General features: G+C 48.9%; 16 protein-coding genes. All 16 read right to left on the bottom strand.

Annotated features, from left to right (window positions below):
- Positions 1-309 precede the first annotated feature (309 nt).
- The 16 genes from VSQ62_RS13860 to VSQ62_RS13785 all read right to left on the bottom strand — a co-directional run bounded on the left by VSQ62_RS13860 (position 310) and on the right by VSQ62_RS13785 (position 18,481).
- Positions 310-2,325, bottom strand: a complete 2,016-nt coding sequence (locus VSQ62_RS13860) for a bifunctional metallophosphatase/5'-nucleotidase (RefSeq protein ID WP_334635464.1) — start codon at positions 2,323-2,325, stop codon at positions 310-312.
- Between the two features lie 173 nt (positions 2,326-2,498).
- The gene (locus VSQ62_RS13855; RefSeq protein ID WP_334635463.1) at positions 2,499-2,912 is read right to left on the bottom strand and encodes a DUF3788 domain-containing protein; all 414 of its coding nucleotides are present in this window, start codon (positions 2,910-2,912) and stop codon (positions 2,499-2,501) included.
- A 20-nt stretch (positions 2,913-2,932) separates the two neighbouring features.
- Positions 2,933-3,253: a PD-(D/E)XK nuclease domain-containing protein gene (locus VSQ62_RS13850; protein WP_334635462.1), complete on the bottom strand. Its 321-nt coding sequence runs from the start codon at positions 3,251-3,253 to the stop codon at positions 2,933-2,935.
- Between the two features lie 32 nt (positions 3,254-3,285).
- A complete protein-coding gene (locus VSQ62_RS13845) occupies positions 3,286-4,185 on the bottom strand; it encodes a P-loop NTPase family protein (protein WP_334635461.1) in 900 nt (299 codons plus the stop codon).
- Positions 4,186-4,242: 57 nt separating this feature from the next.
- Complete coding sequence (locus VSQ62_RS13840; RefSeq protein WP_334635460.1) at positions 4,243-4,695, bottom strand: DUF1648 domain-containing protein; 453 nt, start codon at positions 4,693-4,695, stop codon at positions 4,243-4,245.
- A 160-nt stretch (positions 4,696-4,855) separates the two neighbouring features.
- Positions 4,856-5,902, bottom strand: a complete 1,047-nt coding sequence (ilvC, locus tag VSQ62_RS13835; protein WP_334637661.1) for a ketol-acid reductoisomerase — start codon at positions 5,900-5,902, stop codon at positions 4,856-4,858.
- Positions 5,903-5,966: 64 nt separating this feature from the next.
- Positions 5,967-6,464 (bottom strand): acetolactate synthase small subunit, encoded by a 498-nt coding sequence (gene ilvN / locus VSQ62_RS13830; RefSeq protein ID WP_502957753.1) that lies wholly within the window; start codon positions 6,462-6,464, stop codon positions 5,967-5,969.
- Positions 6,465-6,566: 102 nt separating this feature from the next.
- Positions 6,567-7,223, bottom strand: a complete 657-nt coding sequence (locus VSQ62_RS13825; protein WP_334635459.1) for an HAD family hydrolase — start codon at positions 7,221-7,223, stop codon at positions 6,567-6,569.
- 190 nt (positions 7,224-7,413) lie between these two features.
- Positions 7,414-10,044, bottom strand: coding sequence for an ABC transporter permease (locus VSQ62_RS13820; protein ID WP_334635458.1), 2,631 nt, complete (start codon positions 10,042-10,044; stop codon positions 7,414-7,416).
- Positions 10,041-10,724 carry an ABC transporter ATP-binding protein gene (locus VSQ62_RS13815; RefSeq protein ID WP_334635457.1) on the bottom strand — a complete coding sequence of 228 codons (684 nt, stop codon included), beginning with the start codon at positions 10,722-10,724 and terminating at the stop codon, positions 10,041-10,043. Before VSQ62_RS13815 ends, VSQ62_RS13820 begins: the two co-directional genes overlap by 4 nt.
- 207 nt (positions 10,725-10,931) lie before the next feature.
- Positions 10,932-12,284, bottom strand: a complete 1,353-nt coding sequence (locus tag VSQ62_RS13810) for a hemerythrin domain-containing protein (RefSeq protein WP_334635456.1) — start codon at positions 12,282-12,284, stop codon at positions 10,932-10,934.
- A 130-nt stretch (positions 12,285-12,414) separates the two neighbouring features.
- A complete protein-coding gene (gene cobA / locus VSQ62_RS13805; RefSeq protein WP_334635455.1) occupies positions 12,415-13,914 on the bottom strand; it encodes a uroporphyrinogen-III C-methyltransferase in 1,500 nt (499 codons plus the stop codon).
- Between the two features lie 15 nt (positions 13,915-13,929).
- A complete protein-coding gene (hemC, locus tag VSQ62_RS13800) occupies positions 13,930-14,823 on the bottom strand; it encodes a hydroxymethylbilane synthase (RefSeq protein WP_334635454.1) in 894 nt (297 codons plus the stop codon).
- 39 nt (positions 14,824-14,862) lie between these two features.
- The gene (locus VSQ62_RS13795) at positions 14,863-15,423 is read right to left on the bottom strand and encodes a biotin transporter BioY (RefSeq protein WP_334635453.1); all 561 of its coding nucleotides are present in this window, start codon (positions 15,421-15,423) and stop codon (positions 14,863-14,865) included.
- A 156-nt stretch (positions 15,424-15,579) separates the two neighbouring features.
- Positions 15,580-17,724: an FtsX-like permease family protein gene (locus VSQ62_RS13790; protein WP_334635452.1), complete on the bottom strand. Its 2,145-nt coding sequence runs from the start codon at positions 17,722-17,724 to the stop codon at positions 15,580-15,582.
- On the bottom strand, positions 17,714-18,481 hold the full coding sequence (locus VSQ62_RS13785; RefSeq protein WP_334635451.1) for an ABC transporter ATP-binding protein: 768 nt from the start codon (positions 18,479-18,481) through the stop codon (positions 17,714-17,716). The genes VSQ62_RS13790 and VSQ62_RS13785 overlap by 11 nt, the downstream gene beginning before the upstream one ends.
- Positions 18,482-18,564: the final 83 nt, after the last annotated feature.

Genomic DNA, 18,564 nt, shown 5'->3' with positions numbered 1-18,564 from the left:
AACATTTTGTCCTCAAACGTATCATTTACTGTGGATAAAAATTTTTTCAATTTCAGCACATTTACCAACACTTTCTAAAAAGCCTATTACTGGCGTGGGTGTGAAAAGTAACCGGCATCTCGATATTGACAAAATACGCTCCCTCACTGGCTGATGCTGTACTCTTCAATCATACAAGTATGCTCCAGTCTACCAATAACACAAGGCGGGCAACGGCTACCCGGCCATCCTCCGCTTCAAAATGTATCCGGGCAGACTGCATAGACTCCTTTGTTTCTCCTGTATCATTCTACCATACTTGCTTCTCTATCACAATTGCTGACTACATTTTTTCCTCAATATGACAAATACCCCACCGGCCCCGGCAAGCGCAAGCAACAGGTACCATTCTATATTTACGTTATCACCGGTCTTTACACTGGTTTTTGCACCCGGATTTTTAGCATCCGTTGATGCAGACTCCGCCGGTTTCGGCTTACTGTCCTCCTGCTTATCATTTTCGCCTTGTCCCGGTTTCCCGTTGTTGTCCGGCTGGCCGTTATGATCCGGTTTCCCGTCATCGTCCGGCTGACTGCCATCATCTGGTTTCTCTCCATTGCCCGGTTTCTCGTCAGTTGCTATCAGACGCGCACGGCTGATTCCCTCAAGCACCACATTCTCAGGCTGCCCTAAGTATGCTGCCAACGCATCCTCACATGCCTGATATTCATGCAGATTGACCTTCCCTTCGAACTGGGGATAGTCACTGATGTCATTGGGAAGGTAATTGTTCATCGCAACCGTATACATTTTATCTTCCTGTATTGCTTTTCCCTGAACGAGCGCATGTAAGATTCTGCTTCCCTTTTTAAGAGACAAGTTATACCTGACCTCTATCCCGCCTGCCTGCAGCATATTTCCACTGTTATCCGGCCAGCCGTCATAGTCTCCTCTTTCATTCGCTTCTATATTCGCTTTCATGATATCCAGCGATGTTTCGAGTATCTCTAAGATCTCTTTGCCGCTCAATTCTTTTGTCACAATATAATTCCCATAAGGTGATACATCTAGCACATTCTGATATGTAACCGTCCCCTTTTCTATGGAAGCACGGATACCGCCCGCATTTTCAAATGCGATGTCTGCTCCGGTCGCCAGAAGATATGCATCTGTAACAGCCCGGCCCATGGTTGTCTCGCCAATCCGGATATGCTCCCATATTCCATCCAGATCTTCCGGGGTATAACCTACCGGCTGAGAAAGTATCGCTTTCTGCTCTTCCGTAATGCCGTCTAAGAGAGCCTGCACATTCGGATCCGCATTCACTGCCTTGCCTGTGTCATAGTCCACCAGATTTTCTGTCATTTGGATGTCTTCTACAAGATTTCCATCTTGATCTAATGTACAGGTCATATCTACATTTCCAAAATTCCACAGATTATATCCCGTCTCAACCACCAGAGCCGTCCCGCCGTCCGGTCTTGTAACCGTCTCATTCACCGTTGTATGTTCGTGTCCTGCGATCCACAGATTCACACTCTCCACAGAAGAAGCCAGGCCTTTCGGGTCAATACCGTGCGCCATACCAACTACGATCTGACATCCCTGTGCTTTCAGTTCCAAAGCTGCTTTCCGGGCATAGACTGTCATATCTGTAAACTTTAGTCCTTCTACATTTCCCGGGGCAGTTGCATGATAAATCGCCGGATCGATCACTCCGAATACCCCTATTTTTAATGTTTTTCCGTCTTTTACAACTTCCTTCGTAAGATAATGCTGATCAAAAAAATTACTTCCGTCTTCCTTGACTACATTTCCGGCGAGAATGAGAAATTGTGGACTTCCATTTTGTCTGACGATCTCTTCCAGCTCTTTCAGACGGTCTTTCCCATAATTCCAGTCATGGTTTCCCGCCGCCATCGCATCATATCCGCAGGCGCCCAGTACCTTCGCTACGGACTCACCCCGCACGAGAGTGGCAATGGACTGCCCGTGGAAGGTATCTCCCCCGTCCAGTACCAGTGATAAATCTTTTCCCTGCGATGCCTGATCAACATAGGTCTTCACTTTCGGAAGTCCGATCACCTGATTCCAGTCATCTTCCAGAATTCTTGCATGGATATCATTCGTATGAACCACATTTATCTGAAATTCTGTGGTATCATTCCCCATTACCGGTTCCGGTTCGGCGGCGTCATTCACCACTGACGCTTCCGGTCCTGTGATGCCATTTTCTGTTACTTCTGTCTGCGGCACTGTACCTGCCGCTAAGGCCGTTCCTGTCATCATGATAAGCGCCATGCACAATGAACTGAAAATGCTTAGTATTCTCTTTTCTAATCTCATATTTTTCCCTCTTTCTATATTACTGCTCGCAGCAGCGAATGATTGTCATTATTATAAGTCACAGCAAATAAAAGACAATGACTCTGACATAAAAAGCACATTTCTGGTGTAAAATGTAACAAAAACCCCCAGCTGAAGGAATGATAACATTCTTCAACCGGGGGTTCTGTCTTTTACTTCCGATTCGGTTTTCTTTTAATCGCCAGTAATTTCATATAGTCATCAAATTCCGTTGTGTCAGTCGGCTCAAACATGACCCATTTCCCATCATGATAGGTTTGGGCTTCATCATATTGCCTGCAGACGGCATCAGAAAGTGTATCCCTTATGGCTTCAAATTTTGCTCTCTCATTCTTCCCAAAAATAATCATGAAACCAACACAGCTGCTTTTCGCATATAGACTGCAAAGGGTTTTCCCGCCTCTGCGATACTTGTACTCGTAAGTCCAATTCTTACCGCCAGTATTCCATAACCGTTCCATATCGTATTTTTCATCAATGGCCGAACACAACGCTTGCCAGACTCCATACAAGGATTGTCCCAGCAATTCTGTCATAATTGACTGAGACGGTTTGTTTTCAAGCATAATATTACCCCCTATATTTTTTATGAAATTCTATCCCGTAAAACTTCTATTTTACAGGCATGTATCTTTGTTCCTTTATCATAACTAATTCCTACACCAAGCACACGCCCCGTATACTTGGGACGTTCTCCCAGCTTACCTTCAAATCTAAGCACATATTTCCTGTCCTTAATCTGCTGCAGCGCCTTCTTTGGCGTATCATTCACCTTCAATTCCAGAATGATCCCATCAGCCGTATGATCGACCTCCGGATAGAATATAAAATCTACGTATCCGATCCCGCCCTTATCTTCCCGCTCCACCCGATAAGTATCTCTTGCCGCAAGATAGATAAGATTCACTACAGCCGTAAGATCGGTCTCGTTACTGTAATTTAACAGCGGAACTTCTGTATTATGTGCAAATTCCAGTATTTCATCAGCATATCCCTGAAACGATCCATCAATTCCTTATTCGGAATCCGCACACATCCCTTCTCAAAGCTCAGGAATCCATAAACTACCATAGCTGAGAGAATCTCATCCCTTGTCGTCAGATCCATAGAGGATGCCGCATATTCACACACATTTGCCTCGACCGGAATATCTGATATCATTTTAACCAAGTCCTCACGTACCTGCGCGGTATTTTGCTCGATATAATAGAATATCTCATCATAAGGTCCTGAACTGGTCCAGTAATTTCCCAGATTATTATTGGTAAGTGCCGCAACTACGGAGCGTGGATTATATACCCGCTCTCCTTGCCTGATATGATACCCGTCATACCAGAGCCTTAACCCCTCTCTGGTGACTCGCGGATTCTTCTGATTCAGAAGAAATCTTTCATACAGTTCATCGACTTCGGCTTCCGTAAACCCAAAATATTCCCCGTACAGTTCTTCCGATACCATCGTATATTCAAGAAACATATTCAATTCAGAACCGCTGGAATACTTGGCGATCGGCAGGATACCCGTCATATACGCTAACGAGACATAAGCCTTCCCCTTTAAGAGATTACTCAAAAAATCGATATACTCTTCCCTGTCTTTCTGTGTTACAAAATCTCTGTGGAAAATAAAATCCCATTCATCTAAAATAAATACAAACCGTTTCGAATCATAGGAATTATACACAGCAGAAAATGCGTCCCATACGGCATCATCTTCCTGAATACCGGCCTTCGGATATGCGTCCTTCAAATCCTTGATCAGCCCGTTCTCGATCCGTTCGATATACTGCCCGTAACTTCTGCACTTCCTCGGCAATTCATTAAGGGATATGAATATCACATCATATCGTCCTATAATTTAAGTGTGATCATTGTTTCCGCTTCATTGCGACATCCCCTATCTGGCTCTCCACAACTGAATCAAGAAAAATAACATCGGCCCAAATGTTAGCAGCATCGCCGCTGTAAAAAACCAGGATGGCATATAGTTTTCATGCCAGACGGTCATAAAAGAAAAGATCAGCACTACAGACAATTTCATGCTGACGATCATGTGATACAGAACCCGATACACTCTTTCTCGATTCTGCGCAGTGATCTCTACGCCGGTATTCCACACCTGCGGGAAGTGCTCCAGTGCGGATATTCCCAGATACATCAGCCAATTCATGACAGGTATAAGGATCAAAGTCCCCTTTCCTGTCATAGAGTCCGCCTCTCCCGCAAAATTATAATGCCCCGGCACCTTTTCCGGTATCTGATTCCATCCGGCTGCTAAGAATAAAGTAGATGCTGTCAGACATAACACACTTAAAATCTGCATCGTCTTTCCGAACTTTGTTTTTATCATCCTTTCTTAAGCCTCCCCTTGGGTTTTTCTTGTATTATTCTATCATACTCATGCACATTTTTCTATTCCTTTCGTTCGATTCAGCAAAGTGTTCGTCAAAGCAGCACGCAAAAAAACACACATCCCCCTTAACACTCGGGATGTGCGTTTCTTATCATGATTAATTATTTACCAGCTTATCCTCATCGCTCCAGCTATACAGCTTACGAAGCTCCTCGCCGATCTTCTCGCACTCATGCTCTGCAGCATTTCTTCTCATAGCGCGGAAATGAGGCGCGCCGACCTTGTTCTCTGTCAGCCATTCCTTCGCGAAGCTTCCGTCCTGGATATCGGAAAGGATCTTCTTCATCGCCTTCTTGGTATCCTCTGTGATGATCTTCGGTCCTGTGATATAATCGCCGTACTCCGCTGTATTGGAGATGGAATATCTCATTCCTGCGAAACCGGACTGATAGATGAGGTCAACGATCAGCTTCATCTCATGGATACACTCGAAGTACGCGTTTCTCGGATCATATCCTGCCTCAACCAACGTCTCGAAGCCTGCCTGCATCAGTGCGCACACGCCGCCGCATAGAACTGCCTGCTCACCGAAGAGGTCTGTCTCCGTCTCTGTCCTGAAATCCGTCTCAAGAACGCCCGCTCTTGCTCCGCCGATCGCCAGAGCATATGCAAGAGCCTTGTCAAGAGCCTTGCCGGAAGCGTCCTGCTCTACCGCTACCAGACAAGGAACGCCCTTGCCGGCCTGATACTCGCTTCTTACGGTATGTCCAGGTCCCTTAGGCGCGATCATCGTAACGTCCACGCCTGCCGGCGGAACGATCTGTCCGAAGTGGATCGCGAAGCCGTGAGCGAACATCAGCATATTGCCTTCCTCAAGGTTCGGAGCGATATCCTTCTGATACATAGCTGCCTGCAGTTCGTCATTGATCAGGATCATGATGATGTCGGCCTTCTTAGCAGCCTCAGCAGCCGTATAAACCTCGAATCCCTGCGCCTCAGCCTTAGCCCAGGACTTGCTGCCCTCATACAGGCCAATGATCACATGGCATCCTGACTCCTTCGCATTCAGGGCATGAGCATGTCCCTGGCTTCCGTATCCGATCACCGCGATCGTCTTTCCTTCCAGTAATGACAGATTACAATCTTCCTGGTAATAAATTTTTGCCATTTTAGCATTCCTCCTACATTTAAATAAATTAAAAATATGTGTAATTAATATTTGTGAAACAGAAAACGGTTACTGCAAAAATCCGTTCTCCGTTTTACAGTCAGTCAATATATGTAACATCCTTGCTTCCGCGGGACAATCCTGTGATTCCCGTTCTTGCAAGCTCTAAGATCTCATAGCCGTCCAACAGGTTCAGAAAAGCCTCCAGCTTCGACTGGTTACCTGTAAGCTCGATCATCAGCGAACCCGTCTCCACGTCTACGATCTTGGCACGGAAAATATCCGCGACCGAGATGATCTCCGCCCTCTCCGCTGCGTTGGCGCGGACCTTGATCATGATCAGTTCACGGTAAACCGATTCCTCTGGCTTTAACACCTTGATCTGTATCACATCCTCCAGCTTCCTGACCTGCTTCTCGATCTGAGATAAGATCAGCTCGTCCCCGGACGCGACGATCGTGATCCTTGTGAATCTGGGATCGGCCGTCACACCGGCGGTAATGCTGTCAATACTGTATCCGCGCCGGCTGAACAAACCGGATATCCGGCTTAACACACCGGTGGTGTTATCAACGATCAATGAATAAACTCTTTGCATAATGCACCTCTTTCTTACCTAATAAAATAATATTATCCAAAAAACAGAGTGCGTTCTGTTTTTTAATCATAACAATATCTTTTGCCTTTGTCAAGTAAAATATCAGGAATACTTAAGAATTCCCTCCGCCGTCTCTTCTATGTAATCGGCCCCGGCTTCAAGAAGCTCCTCCCGGGATCCGAATCCATACAAGATCCCCAGACAGTCGATCCCCGCGGCTTTCGCCCCGATCACATCATGCTCCCGGTCTCCTATCATCAGCACCTTAGACTTATCCGTGATCCTGCAGGCGTCAAGCGCATAGCGGATCACTGCTTCCTTCGTCCCGCGTCCGCCGTCCATCTCCATGCCCGCCACATAGTCAAAATACGAATTCAGTCCGAAATGTTCGATGATCTTCCTGGCAAACGGTTCCGGCTTGGAGGTCGCAACAACCAGCGTCCTTCCTCTTCTCTTCAATTCTTCAAGCACGGGCACAAGTCCGTCGTAGACCCGGTTCTCGAAGAGTCCTTTCTCCCGGTAGTACTCCCTATAGTAACCAACAGCTTCTATAGACTGCTCCTTTGAAAACCCATAATATCTCTCAAAAGACACCGTAAGCGGCGGCCCGATAAAAGGATAGAGCTTCGTGCGGTCCGTCTCCTCGATACCGTATTTCTTCAGAGCGTAGATCACCGAATTCGTGATACCAAGAGATGAGTCCGTCAATGTCCCGTCCAGATCGAAGAAAAATGTATCATAGCTTCTCTTATCATTCATATTCTCTGTACCTGCCTTCACATACTATACTGCAATGCCTAACATGCATTCTATCACAGAGGACTCTCAATAACAAGAATCATGTGAAAAATATAATGAAAGAAAGAATGCACACCGGCGAGCTGTATCTGCCGGGAGACGACGAGATTATGGAGGCACAGGCGTACCGGTTCGTCCTGTCTGATTCGTTTTAATTCATTTTCAATTCATCCACGATATTATTCCTGCGGATCACACGCATCGTATACAGCATCGTCACAAACACAACTCCGAAGACTCCGGCTGCCGCCGCCGCAAGATATCCCCAGGGTATCAGATACTTCACATCCGCTCCCGCACCGAGCACATGGTACAGCGCCGCGCTGATAAGAAGCGTGATCACGAACCCGTAGATCAGGGATCGGATCCCATAGATCAGACACTCATAGTTCATCATCTTCCCAAATCCTTTGGGAGACATACCCATGGAGCGCAGCATGGCAAATTCCTTGCGGCGGAGCATCAGATTCGTGGAGATCGTATGGAATACATTCGCCACCGCAATCAGCGATATCAGTATCACGAATCCATAAGTCAACACCTTGACTGCAACGATCGTATTCCGGTCCGTCTCATATGCTTCCCTCTTATTCTCCAGATAACCGATCTCATCCAACTGACGCTCATTAAACTTCGTTTCCAGCTCTTGAAGCGTCTCCGACGCATCCTCGCACTGTATTCCATAGACCGCGCTTAACCCTTCTTCCCTGAATTCCCCTTCGAATTTATGATACATACTCTCCGGCAGGAACATTACCGGATTATTCCGGTAGCCTGTAAAATCCTCCGGCACATCCTCTGCGGCATCCAGGAATTCTATCTCAAGCGTCTTCTTGAAAAAGACGCTTTCGCCGTCTTCACTGAACTCCATGAACCCGCCTTCTATCATCCCGTTTGCATCACTGGGATAAAGCGGCTTCTTCTCATAACGCTCCGTATCCTCATTATAATGCTTTGCAGAATTCAGATACAGCACCCTGATATGATCGGCGTCCTGGTAATCGGACAGATCCGCCTTCTGCTCCTTCGCATACCGGGCGAAGTCCTCATCCGGCAGAACGATCATCGTACCGTCGATCCATACCTTCCCGTCCGTATCCAAGTCTGTAACCATGTCTATTCCGTCCGCAAAGCTCTCTGCATAGTACCCCAGGACCTCTTCCTGCGCCCACTCCTCGGGAACCAGAAAATCAAAAGATTCCTTATAATAACCGGATACCGACAAGACGCCCTGCGTATTTCCGATGATCTTCTTCACATCCTCATTACGCTCCTTCACCTCTGCATAGAGCGTATATTCCAAATCTGACTTCGGAGCATCCAGAACGAAGGCTCCTGTATCCATCAGATACCGATTGAAAAGCCCCGCCGCCGTAAACAGCCCGATACTCATGGTCAGGGAGACCACTGTTGCACGGTATTTCCTGCGGTCACGTTTATAATTCTTCTGTGCCATCATCCCTTCAAGTCCGAACAAAGAGACGATCCATCCTCCTGTCTTCACCTCGCCCGGTCTGATACGGATCTCATTGCTTGCGCGGATCACCTCCATAGGCGTGATCTTCTTGATCCGTCTTGAAGGAATCCACACCGATATCATGATCGTCACGAACGCCGTCACCGCAGCCGCGGCTGCCGCCCACACCGGCACATACAGCGGGATTCCCATCTTCGTCCCATGGATCCAGTTTGTAAGGTTCTCTCCGATAAAATGAAGCGTCACGCCTATGCCGCCGACACCTGCCAGGATACCCAGCGGGATACCCACTATACTGACGAAGAACGCTTCATACCGCATTACACGGCGAAGCTGCTTCTTCGTCGCCCCGATGGAGGATAACAGTCCGAACTGCACGGTTCTCTCCCGAAGCGAGATGGAGAACGCATTATAGATCAGCGTGATCGAACCTGCCATGATCACAACGACCAGTATCGCCATTAGCCCCGCCAATATAGTAATCAGATTCGAATTATCTGCGATTCCAAGCCACCTTAAGAGGGACTCGTTAAACATGACCTGCGTATCTCCATCCGTAATCTTCTCTTTTGCAAAATCAAACACCTGACGCGGTTTCTTCATCTCTATGAATACATCCTGATACTCGGTCTTCTCTGCCGTCGGTCCGGCCAGCACATCATATCCCGCTCCCGAATAAGAAGTATCCGGCCATCTGTCGTAGATGCCGACCACCGTATATGTCCTGCTTTCCTTTGGGGTAAATGTCTCCATATCGCCGGAGTCCCCGTTCATATAGCAATTGTTCTGTCCCAGTCTCTCGCCGTTCAAAGTCCGTTCCCCAAGTTCCAGAGTAAACGTATCCCCGATCTTCGTCTCCTGCCCCTGCGTTTCATTTGCCAGAAGATAAGACGGGACTGCAATCTCATTATCCTTCTTCGGAAGCCTTCCCTCCTTCATCAAGGCCGGAAGCATCTCCAAAGCCTCTTCCGACAAGGCCCGCACATAGAGATACGGCATACTGGGAGAATTATCAAGCACCGGTTCAAACCGGGCATATCCCATTACCTTAAGCCTGGCTGCTTTGGCAACATCCTGATCTTCTGCAAGCTTATCTGCACTGTCCTTGTCTGTTCCCGAGACAGCCACATGCCAGTTGCCGTACATGGCGATACTGTAATCCAAAAGGAATCTCTGGAAGCTGGTGCCGAAGGTCGCCACTGCCGTGATCATAGAAGTCGACAGAATAACGCCGATGATGGTCACGATCGTCCTGACACGGTTTGCCCGCATCGTCTTTGCCGTAATTCTGGAGAAAATATTCATCGCCTGATCACCTCGTCTTTCACGATCCGCCCGTCCTCCAGCGCAATGATCCGATCCGCCTGCAGAGCGATATTCTCATCATGCGTGATTACGATCACCGTCTGATGATAGACCTCGTTGGAGTAGCGCAGAAGCTTCATAATCTCCCGGCTGTTCTCACTGTCAAGATTCCCGGTAGGCTCGTCGGCAAGAAGGAGCGCCGGCGCATTGAGAAGCGCTCTTCCGATGGAGACCCTCTGCTGCTGACCGCCGGAGAGCTGATTTGGCAGATGTCCCTCTCTGCCCTTAAGCTTAAGAAGCATAATCAGTTCTTCCATTCTCTTCTCATTGACCTCTCTTCCATCCATCAACACCGGAAGCATCATGTTCTCCCGCACATTCAGAACCGGGATCAGATTATAGAACTGATAGATCAGACCCACCTGACGTCTCCGAAATATCGCCAGCTCCTCCTCGTCCTGCGAATAGACATTGATTCCTCCTACCGTCACCTTCCCGGATGTGGGCCTGTCTACTCCGCCGATCATGTGCAGAAGCGTTGATTTGCCCGAACCGGACGAACCGACGATCGATATGAATTCTCCGCGGTTCGCTGTAAAAGATACGTCATCCAGCGCATGTACCGCATTCTCTCCTTCCCCGTATACCTTGCAAAGGTTTTCGACTCTTAATATTTCCATATTGTTCACCCTTTATAACCAGACTCTCAGGAAGAAGTATTCTCCGTCCTGATGTATTTTTAGTATACACCGTGCGCATGACCCTTCCATGACTATTCCATAACAATTCTGTCACATTTCAGTATGCACCGATTTTCCGCGTACATATACCAAAACAGCGTGCAATTCCTACCCGGGAACTACACGCTAAAGAAATCATAACTATATTCAAACTTTCTTTTCGAAATAATCGTCTATCTTCTTCTTAATCTCCGCAGGCTTCAGATATTTCGCCAGATATCCGTCCGGCCTTAAGGCGATCACCCTTCTCACCGTATCAGGATCCGTCCTTCCAGTCAGGAAGATGACTGAAATATCCGACAGAGAATTCTCCGAGCGGATCATCTCCAATACCTGTTTCCCGTCGCAGACCGGCATCTCATAATCAAGCAGAAGAAGATCCGGTTTGTCAAGGATGACACACCGAAGCGCTTCCACCCCGGAGCTTGCCATAGCCACCTCATAATCTTCCTCCAGCAGATTCTTCATACTCTGCCGTATAGTCATAGAGTCGTCTACTATAAGTACCTTCTTCTTCGGAACCGCTTCCTCCTCCCGCCTCGTCAGATATTCTTCAATCTCTGCCATAGCGTTATTCTCCGCCCCGATCGGAGTTCCGATCCCATTCTGGAGCAGATGCGGCGCGATAGCGCAGTATGCAAAATATCCTGCCCCTGTATCTAACAAGAGACTGACCTGCAGTCTTTCCTTTTCATACATCTCACGGAACTGCTCGTATGTAAGAAGATTCTCTTCCTTCACCTCGTACAATTCCGAATCCGGCAGATGTTCCCTGACACGCCCGACAAATTGACGCGCCGTATATCTGGCAGCATTGAGCAGCATCGCATCCAGCTTGTTCGTCTCGATCCCCATGACCTTTCCGACCGTGTTGATGAGCAGCTTCTCCTCAAATACCAGGAAGATCTCACACTCCTCTTCCTGATCCTTCCTGCTGTAAACCAGACGGTAATATACCCCTTTGCCGAATTTCTCACCGCTGTAGGTATCGCTGATCACATGCGATTCCAACTGGAACATATCGAAGATCAACTGTACGATTACTTTTTTCATCGCTTCGAGCTCTTCTTCCGGCAGCAAGTCTACCCACTTGCTCAGGCCTTCTCCGGTGATCGCACGGTCCTCTGTCAGCGTATGTCCGATCAGCCACCCCGCGCAGACGCCGAGGAAATGCCTCACCGCTTCCGGAGAATAATTGTTCTTCTCCAGCTCTTCTTCAAGCGCAGGAAGCGTCTTCTTCCGAAATCCCTGATGAATTTGCCTGTGTGTCTTAAGACCCTCGTAATTAACAGACATCATGTATCTTTCTTCTTCCCCAAAATGCTGCATTGCATGGTCTTTAAAAAATTTGATTCCCTCCTGACATGCCCATTGACTCTTCTTTTCTTCTTCCCCAAATGCGAAAAGTTTGTTAATGATCTTAAAAAGCCTTTTATGCTCTTTATCGATAATGTCTACTCCGATATTGTACTCTTCCTTCCATACTAATTGACTTTCCATACAGATCCTCCTTCTCCACAGCTAATATCATACTCTCTGTGTATTTTTCATAAAAGTCCATCTCCGGATTGCAGACAACATCTGCCAATAAATACTATATCACATACATATAAAAAAAGGAACTACTTCATTAACACTGCAAAACTAACTCTTCTATTGAGGCATTGCGCGCCGCAACCGTCCGCATGCCCGCCGCCTTTGCCGCCTCTTCGGTCTTACCGCCCATGCACACCGCCTGCACCGTTTCATAAGGGTATTCCCCCAACAGCCTGCAGAATCCTTCCACGGCAGAACTGCTGGTAAATATCACCTTCGTAACGCTCCCATCCTTCATAAACAGACGCAGCCGCTCTCTTTGGTTTTCCATGAATACCGTATCGTAGACGGCCAGATCCGTGTAAGAAAGAGCCTGGTTTTTACTGATCTCTTCAAGAATCTCCGGCCCGCCCATAGAAGACCTGGCAAGCAGGATTCCCGTTCCGTCCTTAAGCTCCTTCGCAAGCAGTCTGCCAAGAGACCTCCCGTCATAATGCCCGGGCATATAGTCCGCCCGGATCCCCTTATCCTTCAATGCATTGGCCGTGCCCTCTCCGATCACGGCGAATCTCATATGCGACACATCCCTGACGTCCATCCCCGCATCCGGCAGCATCTCAAAAAAGCACTGTACTCCATAGGGAGAAGTGAACGCCAATACCTGGTATTCCCTGAGCCTTTTTAACTCCTTACGGATTCTTTTCAGACGCTTTTGGCCGTCTGCGGGGACCGTTCGGATAACGGGGACCGTAAGCACCTCCGCCCCCAGCGCTCTCAAATACTCCTGCAGCTTATCTCCCCGCTCTGCCGGACGCGTCACAAGAATCCTCTCTCCCGACAACGGAAGCTGCTCATGCCATGCAAACTCCTCTGCAAGCTTCACGACCTCTCCCACAATAATAACAGAAGGCGGCCCGATCTGCCGCTTTCTTGCCTCCTCTGCCAGGGTAGCGACTGTTGCTGTGACCCTTCTCTGATCCGCGGTCGTCCCCTGCTGCAGGATGGCGGCCGGCATACTGCCCGCTATCCCCGCGAGCATAAGATTCTCCATGATCTCTTCCAACGCCTGCACGCCCATGAGAAATACCAGCGTCCCTTTCGTCCGCACAAGGGCCTCATAGTCTGTCTGCCTGTCTCTTCCTTTTCTGCGGTGTCCTGTAATAATATGCACGCTCGACACATAATCCCTGTGGGTCACCGGAATCCCGTTATAAGCCGGAACCGCGGCGCAGGAAGATACTCCCGGCACCACTTCGAAGGGGATCCCTTCCCGGCGCAAGGCCTCTATCTCTTCGCCTCCCCTTCCAAACAAAAAAGGATCTCCGCCTTTTAACCGTATCACTTTTTTGCCAAGCTTTGCCTCCCGGATCAAGATCTGATTGATCTCCGTCTGCGGGATCGCGTGATGTCCTGAAGATTTACCCACATTGATCAGTTCTGTGTCCGCCGGAATCATGGACAGGATCTCATTACCGACAAGCCTGTCATATACGATACAATCTCCCGCCTTAATAAGCTTCCAGGCCTTCACGGTCAGAAGCTCTACAGAGCCCGGACCGGCCCCGGCCAGCCATACTTTTCCTGTCTGCATCATCTCTTCACCTCTGTATCATCCGAGCGATTCTCTGCCTTCCTTAAGCTGCCTTGCAAGTTCTCTGCCCAGGGCTTCGGGCCGTCTTCGATCTCCCGTTATACACATCCTTCGGGAACGCTTAGACGCCTCGTTATAATATAATCCCTGAACCTTCATCCGTTCTTTGTCGAGAATCCTGGCGTACACGCCGGCGGGTATGGAACAGCCGCCGCTTAAGTACTCCATAAAAGCCCTCTCACAGCGGGCGCATATCTCTGCCTCTCTGTCAAAAAAGCCGTTAAGATAGCTGTAGTCCTCCCCGGCGCGCCCCTGAATCCCCAGGATTCCCTGACCGGCTGCAGGTATCATCTCCTCCGCAGAGAAATACCTGCTGATGCGCTCTGACAGCCCCAGCCTTAAGAGCCCGGCCGCTGCCAGAACCAGGGCGCCGTACTCTCCGTCATCCAGTTTTTGAAGCCTTGTGAGGACATTGCCGCGCACGGTCCTGATCTCGGCATCCGGATACAGCTCCTTAAGCTGCAGGATCCGCCTGTTGCTGGAACAGCCGATCGGCCTTCGGTAATCATATTCCGTACTTCCTCTTGGCAGCACAAGGACATCCCTTGCGTCCTCCCGGCGTGAGAAGCCGATGATCGGAAGTTCTCCCGGAACCTCCATCGGCATATCCTTAAGGGAGTGTACCGACAGATCCGTCGCCCCCTCCTTCAATGCAAGATCCAGCTCTTTGACAAACAGCCCTTTCTGCCCGATCTCATCCAGTTTTTTTGACAGAATCTTATCTCCGGCCGTGACGATCTTTACAAGCTCCGTCTCATACCCCTCGCAATTACGGCGGATGTATCCAGCCACGATCTGTGCCTGGATACACGCAAGCCTGCTTTCTCTTGTACCTATCCTGATCTTCCTCATATCTTCATCCTTCTTCCGTCACTCTTGCCATCCGTACAGCTATCCGTACAGCGAAGCCCTGACCGTTCCCCGAAGCCTTGCTGCTGTGCATACGGCGGCTGCGCAGAGGGCAAAGTCCGCTCCCGCAGTCACCAGAAAACCATTTACCAGCAAGATCTTCCACGTCACCTCCTGGAAGATCAGAAAACGGCATACGGCATAATAATATACCATACCGACGGCATAATATACCAGCAGGCCTGCAGCGGAAACAAAAAGAAGCTTCGAAAACCGCAGTGTTCCAAGCCATTCACACAACCATGCCATAATATATGCAGCCGCGGCAAATCCCAGGAGATAGCCGAAGCCCGGCCGAAGCAGATACGCCGGACCGCCGCCGGAAGCAAATACCGGCACTCCGGCTAACCCGATCAGCAGATACGCCCCCACGCTGAATCCCGCAAGCCTTCTGTCAAGCATAAGCCCTGCAAGCAGCACAAAGAACCACTGCAGGGTAAAATGCATAGGTATCGGCTCTGTCGGCAGCGTGATCTTAATGAATGCCCCGACTGCGATCAACGCCGCAAACAGACCGCCAACCGTCAATTCCCGAATACTCATAAACTGTTTTTCACTCTTTATGATCCCACAGAGTATTTCCTCCTATTGTCCTCTATTCGACTTATATAAAATACGCCATATGACCTGCTGTTGTCAACCCTAAACTGTCAGCCATTCCAGACCGACAGACTGTTTTATGTTGTATGTTAGCAGCGTCTACACCTCCACATTCCTCCTGAAGCTTACATAAGTCGTAATAAAATACAGAGCATAGATTCCGAAGAACAGTAAGAACGATAACCCGAAATAATTGATCACCGCCGTGCGGATCCCCGTATAAAAGATAAATTTCCCGCTCATGAACACCGATACACTCCCGCCGATCACCGCCGCAAGGAATACCGGGCACAGATAATAGCACACAAGCTGTTTGAGGATCACCATCCCGATCTCCTGCCTGTTCATCCCAAGCTTCTTAAGCACCGAATACCGGAACTTATACTTTGCAGAATCACTGAGCTGCTGCACAGACAGCACCGTCAAAGCAACGCATAAAAACACCAGCCCTATATAGAAGCACGGGAAGATCAGGCTGGACAGCATATACTTCGTCTCCGGTATCAGATTGTCCCGCACCATATTCTCCACTGACATAACGACGATCGTATCCGAACCGCAGCAGATATTTCCCTGCAATGCCTTATGCCCTGCAAAGTCCTCATCGACCCCGGTATCGTCCCGGGATTTCGGCCCGCCGATATTATCCAGCTTATTCCCCAGTCCAAGCGGCGCTTCTCCCTCAATATCCACAGCCAGCTCCGAATAATAAGGAGTCAGCAGCGCCTCCTGCGAATCAGGAACAACGATCACATAGTCTCCGCCGTTATGTCCGTCCTGTGAAAATGGTTCCGCATAATATCCTGCGAATTGAAGTTCCCCCTCGTTCCCCCGGATCGTAATATCATCCTTCAGATTCCCGGCTTCTTTCCGTATCCTTTCTTTCAGATGAATGAGATATTCATGCTCTCCAAGAGAAACTGCAGGATATCCAAGCATACTGCGGAGACGGTTATAATCCGACAGCTTCATATAGGTATCATACTTACAATAGAACGCACCTTGCCCGCTGTCTTTCGCGATCTTCTTAAGGTTCGGGCTTCCATCCTCATTCAGATACGTCCTGCCGAAGGTCTTCAAATGGGTGCTGAGCCAGATATTGACCTGGCTTTCCTCCGGGATGCGCCCATCTGCCTGTGCACCGTTTGCACTGCCTTGCTCGCCTTTTGGGAGCCTTGCATAGATATGATATGGATAAGCCTCTGATATCTTCGCCGATTCCTCTATGACCTCCAGCTCATCCGCGAAATCATCCTCCGTGTCCGCACTGTTGATCTGCACGTCAAATGGGAACTTCGTTTCAAGGATCTTATTCTGATAGTCGCTGAACATCATCGCCACCGTACATCCTAAGAATGCTACGGTAAACAGAGCCGTCAGCGTCCCCATGGTAAAGCTCATGGTCTTAAGCTTCGAGGAAAACTGCCGCAGCAGGAAGAGATTCTGTCCGCGGTACACCGCATCCCCCCTTCTTCTCACATAACAGACTAGCCAGGAAGATAAACCTATATAGAAGAAATAAATGACCAGGACGATCCCCACCAGAAAGAACAACACATGCCCCCCGTTCTGAATCCCGCCTAAGAAGATAAACGCCGCAAATAATCCCAGAAACAGGACAGACGCAGGGAACAGCCATCTCTTCAACTGCTCATGCGATTCCCGCACCTCCTCATTCTTCTTCTGAGCCTCCATCAGGTCGCGGATATTCATCTTCTTGAACCGCCTCTTGCACCGAAACAGAGCCAGAAGATAACACCCCCCGTAGCAAGCGGCAGTCATCAAGATACAATCTCTGTTGAATTCCATGTGAAGGTCGTATTTCATCCGAATCATGCTGTACAGGATCGCCATGATCACCTGCTGCAAAAGGACTCCAAACACCATCCCTATAAGGAATGCACATATCCCAAGCAGGATATTCTCCCGCTGATACAGACGGGCGATCTCCTTCTTCTTCATACCGATCAGAAGATAGATCCCGAATTCACGGCTCCGCTTTTCAAGCATGAACCGTACCATGTAATTGATCAGCCACGCCACGATCAATACAATGAAGAAGGTTGCAAGTCCCACAAGCGCCATCATCAGACCGGCCACCTGAAACATCTCTTCAATGTCCCTGGTGAAGATCAGGCTGTTAAATGCGAACATCAGTGCCGTCACGAAGGTCATAGTCAGGAAATACACCAGATAATCCCTGGCAGAACGCCTGACATTCCGAAATGCAAGTTTACCTAGCATCGCTCGCTTCACCTCCCGTCAGGGCCAGAACATCCAGGATCTCATTTAAGAAATCCCGCCTGTTCTTCGAACCGCGTATCAGCTCATGGAATATCTTCCCGTCCTTCAAGAACAAGATCCGGCTGCTGTAGCTTGCCGAAAATGCATCGTGGGTGACCATAAGTATCGTTGCTCGCATCCTCCGGTTCATATCGGTAAACGTCTCAAGAAGCGTCTGGGCGGACCGGGAATCCAACGCCCCCGTAGGTTCGTCCGCAAGAATCAGACGCGGATCATTGACCAAGGCTCTCGCACAGGCACACCGCTGCTTCTGGCCGCCTGATACCTGATAGGGGAATTTGTCCCGGATATCCTTAATCCCAAGGACGCCCAGTATCTCCTCGCATCTGCCGCAGATCTCCTTCTTCCCGCGCCCATGCAGCGTCATGGCAAGGATGATATTCTCCTCGATCGTCAGCGTATCCAGAAGATTGTAATCCTGGAATACAAACCCCAGATTCTCCTTCCTGAATTCGGCAAGCGCATTCTCTTTCATCTCCGCAATGTCCGTATCCCCGTACCATATATGCCCCGCCGTTACTCTGTCGATGGTGGAAAGTATGTTCAGAAGCGTCGTCTTGCCGGAACCGGACGCCCCCATCACTCCCACGAATTCTCCCTGCGCTACGGTAAAACTGACACGGTCAATGGCCTTCGTCACATTCGAGGCACTGCCGTAGTATTTCTCAACATCACACACCCGGATATAATCCTTCATGTACCGTCTCTCCCTTCTAATGCTGAATATTTTCGTCAGTTTTACTTTAGCAGATTTTTATAAAATGTAGTATCGCCCCGTCT

Source organism: Sporofaciens sp. JLR.KK001, from assembly GCF_036941055.1.
Lineage (GTDB): Bacteria > Bacillota > Clostridia > Lachnospirales > Lachnospiraceae > Sporofaciens.
Note: the sequence above shows the minus strand (reverse complement) of the source record. Positions and strands in the feature narration are given on the sequence as shown.